14 protein-coding genes are annotated in these 13,512 nt (G+C 73.6%); 5 read left to right on the forward strand and 9 right to left on the reverse strand.

The window, feature by feature from the left end:
- Positions 1-41: 41 nt before the first annotated feature.
- From ACRX5S_RS24780 to ACRX5S_RS24795, 4 genes are read right to left on the reverse strand one after another with little or no spacing between them, the layout of a single operon-like run.
- A complete protein-coding gene (locus ACRX5S_RS24780; RefSeq protein WP_436775286.1) occupies positions 42-950 on the reverse strand; it encodes an MsnO8 family LLM class oxidoreductase in 909 nt (302 codons plus the stop codon).
- On the reverse strand, positions 947-1,450 hold the full coding sequence (locus ACRX5S_RS24785) for a hypothetical protein (protein WP_436775287.1): 504 nt from the start codon (positions 1,448-1,450) through the stop codon (positions 947-949). The genes ACRX5S_RS24780 and ACRX5S_RS24785 overlap by 4 nt, the downstream gene beginning before the upstream one ends.
- Complete coding sequence (locus ACRX5S_RS24790; RefSeq protein ID WP_436775288.1) at positions 1,447-2,346, reverse strand: alpha/beta hydrolase fold domain-containing protein; 900 nt, start codon at positions 2,344-2,346, stop codon at positions 1,447-1,449. The genes ACRX5S_RS24785 and ACRX5S_RS24790 overlap by 4 nt, the downstream gene beginning before the upstream one ends.
- Positions 2,347-2,369: 23 nt before the next feature.
- A complete protein-coding gene (locus tag ACRX5S_RS24795; protein WP_436775401.1) occupies positions 2,370-3,761 on the reverse strand; it encodes an MFS transporter in 1,392 nt (463 codons plus the stop codon).
- A gap of 289 nt (positions 3,762-4,050) precedes the next feature.
- Between ACRX5S_RS24795 and ACRX5S_RS24800 the strand changes: the two genes are divergently transcribed.
- Together ACRX5S_RS24800 and mgrA are read left to right on the forward strand one after the other, a co-directional pair.
- Positions 4,051-4,668, forward strand: a complete 618-nt coding sequence (locus ACRX5S_RS24800; RefSeq protein ID WP_436775289.1) for a TetR/AcrR family transcriptional regulator — start codon at positions 4,051-4,053, stop codon at positions 4,666-4,668.
- A gap of 212 nt (positions 4,669-4,880) precedes the next feature.
- Positions 4,881-5,885: an L-glyceraldehyde 3-phosphate reductase gene (gene mgrA, locus ACRX5S_RS24805; protein WP_436775402.1), complete on the forward strand. Its 1,005-nt coding sequence runs from the start codon at positions 4,881-4,883 to the stop codon at positions 5,883-5,885.
- A gap of 422 nt (positions 5,886-6,307) precedes the next feature.
- Here the strand turns inward: mgrA and ACRX5S_RS24810 are convergent, their stop codons facing one another.
- The 3 genes from ACRX5S_RS24810 to ACRX5S_RS24820 form a co-directional block, all read right to left on the reverse strand.
- The gene (locus ACRX5S_RS24810) at positions 6,308-6,988 is read right to left on the reverse strand and encodes a hypothetical protein (RefSeq protein WP_436775290.1); all 681 of its coding nucleotides are present in this window, start codon (positions 6,986-6,988) and stop codon (positions 6,308-6,310) included.
- 191 nt (positions 6,989-7,179) lie between these two features.
- A complete protein-coding gene (locus ACRX5S_RS24815) occupies positions 7,180-8,400 on the reverse strand; it encodes a carboxylate-amine ligase (protein WP_436775291.1) in 1,221 nt (406 codons plus the stop codon).
- A 248-nt stretch (positions 8,401-8,648) separates the two neighbouring features.
- Positions 8,649-9,050, reverse strand: a complete 402-nt coding sequence (locus tag ACRX5S_RS24820) for an HGxxPAAW family protein (RefSeq protein ID WP_436775292.1) — start codon at positions 9,048-9,050, stop codon at positions 8,649-8,651.
- A gap of 238 nt (positions 9,051-9,288) precedes the next feature.
- On the opposite strand from ACRX5S_RS24820, the gene ACRX5S_RS24825 reads away from it, so the two are divergent.
- Positions 9,289-10,242: a TIGR03557 family F420-dependent LLM class oxidoreductase gene (locus tag ACRX5S_RS24825; RefSeq protein ID WP_436775293.1), complete on the forward strand. Its 954-nt coding sequence runs from the start codon at positions 9,289-9,291 to the stop codon at positions 10,240-10,242.
- Between the two features lie 293 nt (positions 10,243-10,535).
- On the opposite strand, the gene ACRX5S_RS24830 is transcribed toward ACRX5S_RS24825, so the two are convergent.
- On the reverse strand, positions 10,536-10,802 hold the full coding sequence (locus ACRX5S_RS24830; RefSeq protein ID WP_436775294.1) for a DUF4235 domain-containing protein: 267 nt from the start codon (positions 10,800-10,802) through the stop codon (positions 10,536-10,538).
- 253 nt (positions 10,803-11,055) lie between these two features.
- Between ACRX5S_RS24830 and ACRX5S_RS24835 the strand changes: the two genes are divergently transcribed.
- Positions 11,056-12,273, forward strand: a complete 1,218-nt coding sequence (locus ACRX5S_RS24835; protein ID WP_436775295.1) for an NAD(P)/FAD-dependent oxidoreductase — start codon at positions 11,056-11,058, stop codon at positions 12,271-12,273.
- Positions 12,270-13,184 (forward strand): RNA polymerase sigma-70 factor, encoded by a 915-nt coding sequence (locus ACRX5S_RS24840; protein WP_436775296.1) that lies wholly within the window; start codon positions 12,270-12,272, stop codon positions 13,182-13,184. Before ACRX5S_RS24835 ends, ACRX5S_RS24840 begins: the two co-directional genes overlap by 4 nt.
- A gap of 47 nt (positions 13,185-13,231) precedes the next feature.
- Here ACRX5S_RS24840 and ACRX5S_RS24845 read toward each other — a convergent pair.
- Positions 13,232-13,512 (reverse strand): anthrone oxygenase family protein (locus tag ACRX5S_RS24845; RefSeq protein ID WP_436775297.1); only part of this gene is annotated, 281 nt, incomplete at its 5' end.

Genomic DNA, 13,512 nt, shown 5'->3' on the forward strand with positions numbered 1-13,512 from the left:
CCGTCATGACGGGGCGCGCCGCGTAGTGCCGAACCCGCACGTCACAGCAGCGCCTTCGCGAGCAACCGGTAGGAGTGCAGCCGGACTTCGGGGTCCTGCGTGAGGGTGTTGACGACCAGTTCGCCGACGCCGTGCGCGCGGGCGAGGGCGGTCAGTTGCTCGGCCACCGCGTCCCCGGTGCCGTGCACGATCGCGCGCCGGTTGACCGCGGCGCGGGCGGTCTCGTCGTCCGTCCAGCGGTGCCGGGCGGCGACGGACACCGAGGGGTGCGGTTCGTCGTGGCCGAGGTCCTTGCGGCTGCGCCACAGGAGGTACGCGTCGGCCAGCGCGGCGGCTTCGGCGTCCGTGTCGGCGGCGACGACCCGTACCGCCAGGGCCCGGCGCCCGTGGTCGGACTCCCCGAAGCCCTCGAACGCGGCCGCCCCGAGACCCGGGTTGAAGAAGTGGGCGAACGCGAAGTTCGTGCCCAGTTCGCCCGCGAGCCGGGCGGAGCGTGTGCCCGCCCCGAGCAGCCACACCGGTGGTGACGGGACGGGGTCGTCCGGTTCCGGCGCGAGGCCGTCGAGGAGGGCGCGTACGCGGGTCGGGAAGTCGTGGGCGGGTCCGCCCGCCCGGCCCACGCCGAGGTCGACGCGTCCCGGATGCAGCGCGGCGAGGACGCGGAACACCTCGGCGACCTTCGCCGGTTCGTAGCGGGGCAGCAGCACTCCCCCGGTGCCGATCCGCATGTGCCGGGTGCGCTCCAGCAGGATCGCGGTGAGGATTTCCGGGGCGGTCCCGGCGAAGCCCGCGGTGCCGTGGTGCTCGGCGGTCCAGAAGCGGTGGTAGCCGAGTTCGTCGGCCTCCCGGGCCAGCGTGACGGTCGCGGCGAGGGCGTCGGCGGGGGTGCTGCCCTCGCCGACGGGCGACTGGTCGAGGACGGAGAGGCGGAGCCGCGGCATGCCGGTCATCGGGGGCCTTCTTTCGTGGTCGCGGGGACGATGCGGTGGTCGCGCAGGAAGACGAGGTTGTGCAGGTCGGCGGCGGCGATCGCACGCAGGACCGGGAGTTCGGCGGCGGCCTGCGCGGCGGTGAAGACGTTGAGCGGCCATTGGCCGACGGTGCCGCCTTGCAGATGCGGGTGGTGGAATCCGGCGCCGTAGACGGCGTGCAGGAGGACGGGTGCGAGTCCGGCTTCGCGCTGCTCGGGCCAGGCGAGTTCCCAGCGGGCTTCGAGGCCGCCGTCCGCGGCGCGGCGGGTGCCGGTCGCGGTGATCTCGCCTGCGCCCAGGAGGAGTTCGGCGTCCAGGTCGGCGAGTGCCCGGCGGGCGTACGGGTCGAGCAGGCGCACCGCCTCGGAGAACAATCGCTCCTTGCCGCGCCGTGTGCGCTCCGGCGGGGCGGGCTCGTGCCCGTGCGTACCGTCGCGCAGATCGGCGAAGTGGCGGAGCAGGGACGCGTGGTGGGTCATCGGGCGCTCCGATCGGGGGTGCGGGCAACGGAGATGCGGGCAACAGAGGTGCGGCCAACGGGGGTGTCGACAACAGGGGTGTGGGCGTGGAGTGTTGCCAGGTACGCGGCGGCCAGTCGCCTCCGGAACTCCGGCGACCCGAGGAACGCGCCGTGCCCGGTGCCGGGGAGTTCGTGGAGTGCGGCGGGCACTCCGGCGGCGGCGAGCCGGGCCGCGTAGGCGCGGACGTCGTCGACGACGGGGTCGAGGGTCCCGACGACGAGCGCGGCGGGGGCGGCACCGGACACGTCGGCGGCGTCGGCGGGGGTGCTGTAGTGGCCCGCGTCCGGCCCCCGGTCGCCGCGGTACGCCCGCCACGCGGCGGCCAGGTCGGCGCGCCTCGGAAAGGCCGCGGGGTCCCGGCGGTACGAGGCCGCCCCGCACGCGGGATCGACCGGCGGGTAGGCCAGCACCTGCGCGGCCGGCGACCGCCCGGTGTCGCGGCGGACGAGTGCGGCGGCGGCCGCCAGGGTGGCGCCCGCACTGTCGCCGCCGACCGCGACCGGGGCGCCGTCCGCGATTCCGGCCGCCCAGTCGAGGGCGGCGAGGACGTCCAAGAGCGGTGCGGGGTGCGGGTGTCGGGGTGCGAGGCGGTAGTCGACGCCGACCACGGTCGCGCCGGTGAGCGAGGCCAGGTGCGCGAGAGCCGGGTGCCACTCGGCGACGGACCCGGCTCGCCAACTGCCGCCGTGGGCCCAGACCAGGACGCCGGGCTCACCGGAACGTGCCTGCGGTGCAATGGTGTTGCCGAGATCGCCGGGAGTTCCGAGGTCGGACTCGGGCCGGTAGATGCGGCCGCGGATGTCGCGGTCACCGGTCGCGATCACGATCGGCTCCCAGGAGACGGGGGAAGTCATGGCTGCTCCTTCGGTGGTGGACGTCACTTGTCCGCTGCCTCGGCACGCCGCCGGCCGCCGAGAAAGAGTCCGGCCAGGGCCGCGCCCGCGAGTACGAGGAGGGCGTTGACGAGGATCGCGGTCGTGACGCCCGAGAGCACCGCGTCCGATCCGGTGCGCGTCCCCATGGCCGCGGTCGCGATCGCGCTCATCACCGGGATGCCGAGCGTGATGCCGACCTGCTGCGTCATGGTGGCGAGGCCGGTGGCCAACCCCTGTTCGTCGTCCGGGAGTCCGGACGTGGCGGTGACCATGAAGCCCACGATCACCAGCATGTTGCCGATGCCGCCGACGAAGGTCGCGACGAGCAGCAGCCAGATCCACACACCCGAAGTGCCCAGGGCCACCAGCGCCAGCGTGGCCACGGCCTGGACGACGCCGCCGAAGACGATCGTGGCGCGGTTGCCGAAGCGGCCGACCGCACGTCCGCCGAGCGTGCCGCCCAGGACCGTCCCAACACCGAGGACACCGAAGGCGAGACCCGTGGCGAGCGGCGAGTACCCGAGGACCTCCTGGAGGTAGAGCGTGAGCAGGAACACCAGCGACGTCTCGGTCACGAAGGCGATCAGGCCCGCCCAGTTGCCCCAGATCACGTTGCGGCGCTTGAGGACGCGGGTCGGCACGAGCGGTTCGGCGGCCTTGTCCTCGACGAACCAGAAGGCGACGAGGAAGGCGAGTCCGGCGACGAGCGAGAGCAGGGTGGTGGGCGTGGTCCAGCCGTGCTCGCCCGCCTGCGTGAGGCCGAACACCAGCAGGAGCAGTCCGCCGGTCACCGTGACGGCGCCGGGCACGTCGAGGCGGGGGCGCCGGGCGGGCCGGGAGTCCGTGATGACGGACGGTGCGAGCGCCACGATCAGCGCCGCGACGGGCACGTTGATGAAGAACGCCCAGCGCCAGGACAGCAGGTCGGACAGCAGCCCGCCGAGGATCGCCCCGGCCGTGAACCCGGCGGACATGAGCGCGCCGTTCAGCCCCAACGCCCGTTCGCGCAGCGGTCCCTCCTTGAACGCCGTGGTGAGCAGGGCCAGTCCGGCCGGGGTCACGGCGGCGGTCGCGAGGCCTTGCAGGACACGGGCGACGAGCAGGGTCTCGGGCGAGGTGGCGAGCCCACCGAGCGCCGACGAGAGCCCGAGGACGGCCATGCCGCCGATGAACAGGCGCTTGCGCCCGATCAGGTCGGCGATCCGGCCGAACAGCAGGGTGAATCCGGCCGCCGCGAGGGCGAACGAGGTGGCGATCCACTGGAGGTTGGCGAGCGAGAAGCCGAGGCCCTCGCCGACGACCGGCAGGGCGACGTTCAGGATGGAGAAGTCCACGGCGACCATGAACTGGGCACCGAGGAGCAGGGTCAGGACCAGCTTCTGACGACCCGTCATGCGGGTCGGTTCCGTGGTCGGGGGTACGTCGGCCGCGGTGGGCCGGGCGGGCGTCGGCGACGCCGTGGCGGCGCGGGGGCCGGTGATTGCGGACATGGCGGAGATTCCCTCTCGGGCGTGCGTCGGATCGCAGGAGAGACGCGGGGGCGGAGACGGACGGCCCGGCGAAAGCAGGAGCAGGAAAGCGGGAGCAGGAAAGCGGAAGCCGAGCCCTTAACGGTTCTTCCGTTCCGTTAAGATGGCATCACCGTAGCACCATCGAACGATCTAATGGAACAGGAGTCCCGTTATGACCTCCGACGTCGAGCCCGGCACCACCCGACCGGGCGGACGCACCGCCCGCGTCCGCGAGGCCGTGCTGCGCGCCGCGGGCGACGCACTCGCCGAGCACGGCTTCGAGCGCCTCGACCTGGCCGACGTCGCACGCCGCGCCGAGGTCGGCAAGACCACCGTGTACCGGCGCTGGTCCACCACCACCGGCCTGGTCGCCGACCTGCTCGCGGACATGGCCGAGCAGTCCGTATCGCGCAGCGACACCGGGACGCTGCACGGCGACCTGCGGGAGAACGCCCGGCTCGTGGTGCGCACGCTGACCGATCGGCGGCAGGGCCCGCTCTTCAAGGCCGTCATCGCCGCCGCCACGGGCGACGAGCGCACGGCCGAGGCGCTGCGCCGCTTCTACGCCACCCGCATCGCCGAGTGGGCCGGCTGCGTCGAACAGGCCGTGGCGCGCGGGGAGATCCCCGCCGACACGGACACCCACGAGGTCATCCGCGCCGTCTCGGCCCCGCTCTACTACCGCCTTCTCGCCAGCGGCGACCCACTCGACGAGGCGGTCGCCGACCGCGCCGCGGACGCCGCCCTCGCGGCGACACACGCGGGCGTCTACGCGACCTCGTCCGGGTGACGGGCCGTCGGAGGAACTCCGGCTGACTGCCACGCGACGCGTACCGCTGCCGCGCGGCGCGCGCCCAGGGGCGGGGCCGAGGCCCCCGGGCCGGATACGTTGGGGCCCGGGGATCCCCGAGGGATCCCGCGCAGACCGCGCAGCACACGCGGCGGATCCGCGGGCCCGCGCCCGCGCCGGCACCAGGAGGGCACGGCCCGATGACAGGACCGATGACGGCGGGGACGACGGCCGGCTTCGCCGAGGACCGCTACGACCGCATGGCCTACCGGCGGACCGGGCGCAGCGGCCTCAAGCTCCCCGAGATCAGCCTCGGCCTGTGGCAGAACTTCGGCGACGAGAAGCCGCTCGCGAACTCCCGGGCGATCCTGCGCCGGGCGTTCGACCTCGGCGTCACGCACTTCGACCTGGCCAACAACTACGGCAAGCCGTACGGCTCGGCGGAGGCCAACTTCGGCCGCATCCTGCGCGAGGACTTCCGCGGCCTGCGCGACGAGCTCGTCATCTCCACCAAGGCCGGCTGGGACATGTGGCCCGGCCCGTACGGCGACCTGGGCTCCCGCAAGTACCTCACCGCGAGCCTCGACCAGAGCCTGCGCCGCATGGGGCTCGACTACGTCGACATCTTCTACTCGCACCGCCCCGACCCCGAGACCCCGCTCGAAGAGACCATGGGCGCGCTCGACCGCGCCGTGCGCCAGGGCAAGGCGCTGTACGTCGGGATCTCCTCCTACACCGCCGAGCAGACCCGCGAGGCCGTGCGCATCCTGCGCGACCTGGGCACGCCGCTGCTCATCCACCAGCCGGCGTACTCCATGCTCAACCGCTGGATCGAGCCGGACCTGATCAACGTCCTGGGCGACGAGGGCGTCGGGTGCATCAGCTTCTCGCCGCTCGCCCAGGGCCTGCTGACCAGCCGCTACCTCGACGGCATCCCCGAGGGCTCGCGCGCTACGCAGGGGTACTCGCTCTCCGCGGACCGGGTCACCGAGGAGCTGCGCGCCAAGCTGCGCGGGCTGCACGGACTCGCCGCCGAACGCGGCCAGACGCTCGCCCAAATGGCCATCGCCTGGGTGCTGCGCGACCCCCGGATGACATCCGCGCTCATCGGCGCCAGTAGCGTCGCGCAGCTTGAGGAGAATCTTGCGGCGCGCGCCCGCCTCGACTTCACGGACGGCGAACTCGCCGCGATCGACGGCCTGTTGGCGTCCTCCTGAGCGGCCGCCGTCGCCGCTGCGCGGGTCGGGGCAGCCGGCGTCCGACCCGCGCGGCGTGGTCCGCCACGCACACCGGTCCACCACGCACACCGGTCACCGAACGGCCGGTCCAGGCCGGGACGGTGGTGTTCCGCCACGCACACCGGTCACGGAACGGCCGGTCCAGCGCGGCCGGGACGGTGGTGGTCCGCCAGGCACGCCGGTCACCGAACGGCGTGGGTGGCGGACCAGCGCGGCCGGGACGGTGTGCGCCCACACCCGCGGACAGTGGTTGCGCCACAGCCCGTCCGTCCGTTGTCGCGACGCCCCGGCGTCTGCCCGCGTAGGCACAGAGGTGCGTCGACGCACCGGCGCGGGGGTGGTTCGGGTTCGTCGTGCGCGTTCGCTTGCGGGGGCTCGCTCAGCGGCTCACCTCTGGGGCTTCACTCGTGGTTCTGCCGGGTCCGCTCGCCTCGCGCGCTCTCCCACACGGCTTCACCCGCCTGCGCGGCCTCCGCGTCCCGGACTTCCTTCGCGCTCGGGCAGAACGTCGGCACGAGCATGCCGAGCCGCATCTCCTCCAGCCGCTTGGCCTGGTCCTCCGCGCGGTCCACGAGGCGGTGCAACTCCGCCTCGGACAAACGGTCGTCGTGCTCGGCGACGGCACGCAGGGTACGCCAGCACGCCGCCTTGGTCTCGACGCCCGCCCGCATGGCTTCGAGTTCGACGACGCCGCTGAGTGCGGAGCGGCCGACGAAGCGGCCGTTCGGCTTGAGCCGCCCGGCACGTTCGGCGACCAGGGCCAGGGCGGACTTGGCCTGGGGCAGCGGGAATCCGAGGTCGGTCATCATCCGCCGCAACGCCTCGCGGTCCTCGGCGACCTCCTGGGCGAACGCGGACAGCGGCAGTCCGTAGGCCTCGTCCCGGTGGACTTCCGCGATCCGCCGGGCGAGGGCCAGGCCGCCGGTCGCCCCGGCGAAGTGGTCGCCGAGGTACACGCCCAGCAGGCGGTCGGCCTCGGCGTCGTCGTCGGCGCGGCGGTTCACCGGGAGCCCGCGGTACCACATGACCCTGGTGACGCCCGACGGCGCCGTCTGCGATTTCGGCATCGTGCGTCCCGGCATGACGGGCCTCCATCCGTATCGGAATCTGTCTCGCTGTCTGAGTCGCTGCCTGTGTTGTGGTCTGCGTTGTGGTCTGTGTTGTCGACTGTGTTGTCGTTGGTACGGGGGTCTGCGGGGCCGCTTGTGCGGCCGTCTGCGTTCGTTCGACGCGCGGCTACCCCGCTTGTCCCGGCTGATACGCGGTCGCCCCGTCAGGGCCGCCCTTCCGGCTCCGCTCGCACCTCCCCCTGCGTGTCCCCGACGAGCAGGTCCACGACGTCCCCGAGCCCCGCGTCCTGCGCGGTCACCCGGAGCCGGTGGGCCGCGCCGCCGTCCGCGATCTCGCGTTCGGCCAGGGCCGAGACGGCGGCCCAGTCGCCGGACGCCTCCAGACTTCCGCGCACGCATCCGAGCAGGGCGCGTACGACCTCCGCGGCCGGCATCGCCGTGCGGTCGAGCGGGTTGAGCAGGTCGCCGCGCAGTCCGGACCGCGCCGCGCGCCACGTGGCCGCCCGCAACCACTCGGGCCGCACCGGCCAGCGGGCGGTGCCGATGGTGGTGCCTGGGACGGAGCCGATCGGCGCCGGTCCGGGCGGCGCGGCCTCGGGGCCCGGCCCGGTCGGGGCCCCGGCCTCCGTACCGGACCCGGCCGCGCCGAGGCCGTCCCGTACCGCCGCGCACGCGTCCACGACCATCGCGCGGAACAGCCCCGCGATCATCACCACCGTGTCCACGCGCGGGCACGCGTCGCACACGCGCAGTTCCAACGTGTCCTGGTGGTCGGAGAGGCGGAGGTCGAAGTAGACCATCCCCGGGTCGGAGATGACCTTCGCGCGGATCAGCTCGTCGATCACGGCGTCGTACTCCGCAGCGGAGGCGTACGCGCCGGGCGGCCCCGAGGTCGGCCACCGCTGCATGACCATGTTGCGCCAGCTCGCGTACCCGGTGTCCGCGCCCAGCCAGAACGGCGAGCTGGCCGAGAGCGCCAGCAGCACCGGCACCCACGGGGCCAGGCAGGCCATCGCCCGGATGCCCGTGTCCCGGTCCGGCACGTCCACGTGGACCTGCGCGGCGCAGATCTGCTGCTCGTCCGCGACGGCCGCGTAGTCCTCCATCATCCGGGCGTAGCGCGTGGTCGGGGTCGCGTCGAGCGTGCCGGTCCGGGTCTGCGGCGGGGTGCCGGCGGCGATGACGCCGAGGCCCAGCGGTGCCGCGGTGCTCGCGAGCAGCCGCCGCATGCCGACGAGGTCGGCGCGGAGCGAGTCGAGGGTGTCGTGTACGCGGCTGTTGGTCTCGACCACGGACTGCTGGAGCTCGCGTACGAACGTCCGGTCCGGCAGGCCGTTCAGCACGCCGGACGCCGCGGACACCGGCATGCCCGTGGAGAGGTCCACGATGTGGAACTCCTCCTCGACCCCGATGCGGATGGACACGACACTCCTTCGGCGGAGGGGCGTTCGCTCGTCGCGGACGCACGCCCGACAGGCGGCCGGCCGGGTCGCGCCCCGGGCTGTGGGCGGCGTTCTCCGTTGCGGTATCGGTGGGGACCGGCCGCTGCCGCCCGTCGGCCGGCCGATCCCCGAGTAGCCGATCCCCGAGTGATGGTGTGCGGACGCGTTCCGATGTCCTTGACCACGTTCAGGTGTCCTTGGCCACGTACTTGGGTGTCCTTGGCCACGTACTACCTGCGCCGCCGTGCGGCGTCGCGTTCGGCGGACCACTGCTGGGCGCCGCCGCCCTCTTCGGGGCCGCCGCCGCCCAGGGGGCCGTCCGCGCCGGAGCCGCTCGCCGCCACGTAGCGGTCGCGCAGCTCGGCGTCGCCCTCTTGGTGGTAGCCCGGCGGGACGCCGAACCCGAACATCGACAGGACCTTGCCGAGCACGGCCCCGACCGCCGCGACGCCGATGCCCGTCCAGAACAGCCAGGGCCGGTCCATCGGCAGCGCCACCGCGGCGACGACGCAACCCGCCAGGATCACGGCGACCCCGATCCAGGCAGCCGAACTGTGGCCCGCGTTGCCGGTACGGATGTCGCCGCGCCCGTACCGCCGCCGAGCCCTGTCGCGCTGGTCGTGGCTGGTCATCCGTGTGCCTCCGTTCCGTACGCCTGCCGCGCGCCGCCCGGCCGCTGCGGGGCCGACACGCGGAGTCGTCTCCTCGTGCCGCGCCGCTACCCGCCTCCGGCGAACTGACACGCGGGGCGTCGCGGCGGCCTCCGCGACGTCCTCCCCGCGCCGCGTCCCCAGGGGCACGTCGCACGACGTTTCGGGGGGCCGGTCACGGCTAGCCGCCCAGCACGGACACGACCCCCGGAGGTGCCCCGTGGTTTCGTTCGGATACTTTCTCGCCACCGAGGAGTTCGGGCCGGCCCGGCTGCTCGACCAGGCCCGGATGGCCGAGGACGCCGGGTTCACCCGCCTGGCGATCTCCGACCACTTCCACCCGTGGAACGACGAGCAGGGCAACAGCCCCTTCGTGTGGTCGGTGATCGGCGCGCTCTCGCGGACGACCTCGCTGCCGGTCACCACGCTCGTGACGTGCCCGACCGTGCGCCTGCACCCCGCCGTCACCGCGCAGGCGGCGGCCACGTCGAGCGTCCTCCTCGACGGCGCGTTCCGCCTGGGCCTGGGCACCGGCGAGGCGCTGAACGAACACATCCTCGGCGACACGTGGCCGCCCTTCGCGACGCGCGCGGAAATGCTGGAGGAGGCCGTCGAGGTGATGCGGAAGCTGTTCACCGGCGACAACATCAGCCACTCCGGTCGGCACTACACCGTCGAGAACGCCCGGCTCTACACTCCCCCGAACGGCGAACTTCCCCTGTACGTATCCGGGTTCGGCACGAAGGCCGCGGACATGGCGGGCCGGGTGGGCGACGGGTTCGTCACCATGGGCCCGGACACCGACGCAATCGGGCGCTTCCGCAAGGCCGGCGGCGAGGGCAAGCCGGTCATCGGGGGTCTGAAGGTGTGCTGGGGCACCGATCGCACCCAGGCCGTCAAGACGGTCCATCGCCTGTGGCCAAACGAGCAACTCCCCGGGGAACTGGCCCAGATCCTCCCGACGCCCGCGCATTTCGAGCAGGCCGCCGAACTCGTGACCGAGGAAAGGGTGGGCCGGAACGTGCCGTGTGGGGACGACCCCGAGGAACACCGGGCGGCGGTGGGGGCGTACGTGGACGCCGGTTTCGACGAGGTGTACGTCGGCCAGATCGGCCCGCAGCAGGAGGGGTTCTTCGACTTCTACCGGCGCGAAGTCCTGCCTGCGATCGGCTAGTTCCCGCGGTTCTGGCCCGGGTAGGCCCCGGTCTGCCTTGGTCTGCCTTGCGGTGGTGATCTGCCTTGCGGTGGTTCTGGCCCGGGTGGGCCCCGGGCTCTCGCGAGGTACCGCTGCATTCGACTGGCGAAGTACCGTCTGCGTTCGACTGGTTCCGCGGGGTCCGCGGGATCCGGTTCCGCGGGGTCCGCGGGGCCCGGCGCGTCCCGGGCCGGTGGTGGGGTCACACTCTCGGGCCGGTGGTGGGGTCACACTCTCGGGCGGGACGTCCGTCAGCCTCGGTCGGGCTTCCGTCAGCCGGGCCAAGTCCCCGTCAGCCGCCGTACGGCCGTCGCCCCGCCCCGGTCGGTGGCCGCCTTCACCACCGCGAAGATGGCGCCCTGCAACGCGGCCGCGAAGATCACCTCGCGCCAGCGGCGGTCCTCGTCGGTGGCGTCCGGGGCGTCGTCCTCGTGCCCGAGCGCCTTCCAGACCTGCTTGAACACGGCCCCCGCGGCCATCCCGCTGAGTGCCCCCACGAGCAGGCCCACCGGCTTGTACGCGATCTTCGCGGTGTTCATCGCAACTCTCTCCCTCTCGCCCTCTCGCCCTGGAAGCCCCATCGGAAGCCCCACCGAAGCCGCCGCGGGTCGTCGCCCGGCGGCTACCCAGGCGTCCTGGGGCTACCCGGGTCACCGCGCTTCACCCCTGCTGCCCGACGTCCGGACCCGGTCGACGGACACCGCGTGACCCAGGTCACCCCACGCCCATGTCACGAATCGCGGCGCAACTTCCATCTGGGGGGTCATCGGCAAACGCAGAAGGAGCGGAACGATGGCCACTAAGAGCACGGCGCCCACCCACACCCCCCACCGCATCGTCGTCCTCGGCGCCGGCTACGCCGGGATGTCCGCGGCCGTGCAGCTCGCAGCGCGTACCCGACGGCGCGACGGCGTGCGGGTCACCCTGGTGAACCCCCAGGAGCACTTCACCGAGCGGATGCGGCTGCACATGGCGGCCACCGGTCAGCAGGTCGCCGCGTTCGACATCCGGGAGCTGCTGGACGGCACGGGGGCGGAATTCGTGCGCGGCTGGGTGACCGGGCTGGACGCGGACGCCCGGGTCGTGCGGGTCGACGACGAGCGGAGTCTGCCGTACGACACGCTGGTGTACGCCCTCGGCGGCGTGGCCGACGTGTCCGCGGTGCCGGGCGCGGCGGACCACGCGTACACACTGGGTGGCCCCCAGGACGCCGAGCTGCTGGCCGAACGGCTGGGTCGGCTGTCCCAGTTGTCCGGCGGCACCGTGGTGGTCGTCGGCACCGGGCTGACCGGCGTCGAGTCGGCGGCCGAGATCGCCGAGCGCTGCCCGCGGCTCGACGTCGTGCTGGTGGGCCGCGGCGAGCCGGGGGCGGCGATGAACGCCAAGGCACGCGCGTACCTGCACACCGCCCTGGACCGCCTGGGCGTCCGGGTGCGAGCCGGGGCCGAGGTGGCGAAGGTGCTACCCGAAGCCGTCGAACTCGCGGACGGGGAGAGCATCGCCGCCGACGCCGTGCTCTGGACCGGCGGCACACGTGTGTCCGCGGTGGCGGCGGCCGCGGGGCTGGCCGTGGACGAGCGCGGACGCGTCCGCACCGACGCCGCGCTGCGCTCCACCTCGCACCCGGCGGTGTACGCGGTGGGCGACGCCGCGTCCGTCCGCCAGGGGTACGGCGTGATGCACGGGACCTGCCAGGGCGGGATGCCGACCGGGGTGCACGCCGCGCTGTCGATCCTCCGCGAGCTGAAGGGCAGGCGACCCAGGCCTTTCCGGTTCGGCTACTACCACACGCCGGTGAGCCTGGGCCGCGGCGACGCGGTCGTGCAGTTCACGCGCCCGGACGACAGCCCGCGACGCGCGTACCTCACCGGCCGAAAAGCGGTCTGGTACAAGGAGACGGTGACCGCCGCACCATGGCCGACGTTCGGCCGCATGAAGAAGATGCCGGCCTCGGGCGCGCTGTGGCCGCGCGGCGGGCGCTTCACGCGCACCCGGGGTGCCGCCCGGTGAACCGGCCCGACGACGACGCCCGGGTGTTCGAGGAGAACCGCAACCTGCTGTTCTCGGTGGCCTACCGCATCCTCGGGACCGCCGCCGACGCCGAGGACGCGGTCCAGGACGCGTGGCTCAGATGGGCGGCGGCGGACCGCGCGCAGGTGGCCGACCCGAAGGCGTACCTCGCGCGCATCGTCTCGAACGTCGCGCTCGAACGGCTGCGCTCGACCCGGCACAAGCGGGAGACGTACGTCGGCCCCTGGCTGCCCGAGCCGGTCCTGACCAGTACCGACACCGCCGACCTGGTCGCCGGCGCCGAGTCCGTGTCGATGGCGATGCTGGTGGTCCTGGAGACGCTGAGCCCCCTGGAGCGCGCGGTGTTCGTGCTGAAGGAGGTCTTCGGTTTCGGCCACGCGGAGATCGCGGAGGCGGTCGAACGCTCGGAGCCCGCGGTCCGCCAGGCCGCGCACCGGGCCCGCGAACACGTCCGCGCGCGGCGGCCGCGCTTCACCGCGGACCGGGCGCGGCAGCGCGAGGTCACCGAGCGCTTCTTCGCCGCCGCGACCGGCGGCGACGTGAACGCGCTGATGGAACTCCTGTCCCCCGACGTCACGTTGTGGACGGACGGCGGCGGCAGGGTGCGGCAGGCGCTCCGCCCGGTCTCCGGCGCGGAGACGGTGGCCGCCTGGTTCGCGGCGATCGGCACGGTCACGTACCAAGGGGTGGCTCCCGCGGACATGACGGCCAAGCTGGCCGAGATCAACGGCGGTCCGGGCGTGGTGTTCCGCGCTCCGGACCGGGTGATCGCCACGGTGACGTTCGACTTCGACGCCGGGGGCCGCATCGTTGCCGTCCACAACGTCGCCAACCCCGACAAACTGCACGACGTCGGCACCGGCAGCCCCCGCGAACTGGGGACGAACTGACCGGTGCCGACGTCGCGGCGGGTCGGCCGGGCCACGTGGCGCCCGCGTCACGCCCGGCCGGCGGTGAACAGGGCGCGGGCGCGCCCGCGCAGCAGGACGGCGTACGCGATCGCTCCGACGGCCGCGGTCGCCAGCAGCGTGCGGACGATGTTCCAGGCGATCCACGGGTCCTCGAAGTCCTCGCGGACGGCCGCCGGGTCGGCGATCGCCGAGGGCGCGCCGGCGTTGTCGAGGTCGTTGTTGAGCGGAATGCTGAACGCGACCGTGGTGAACGCGCTGAGCGTGTAGAGCACGAGCGCGACGACGATCCACCGCGCGATCGGCCCGG

Origin of the sequence: Yinghuangia sp. YIM S09857 (assembly GCF_051388915.1) — a bacterium.
Taxonomy (GTDB): Bacteria; Actinomycetota; Actinomycetes; order Streptomycetales; family Streptomycetaceae; genus Yinghuangia.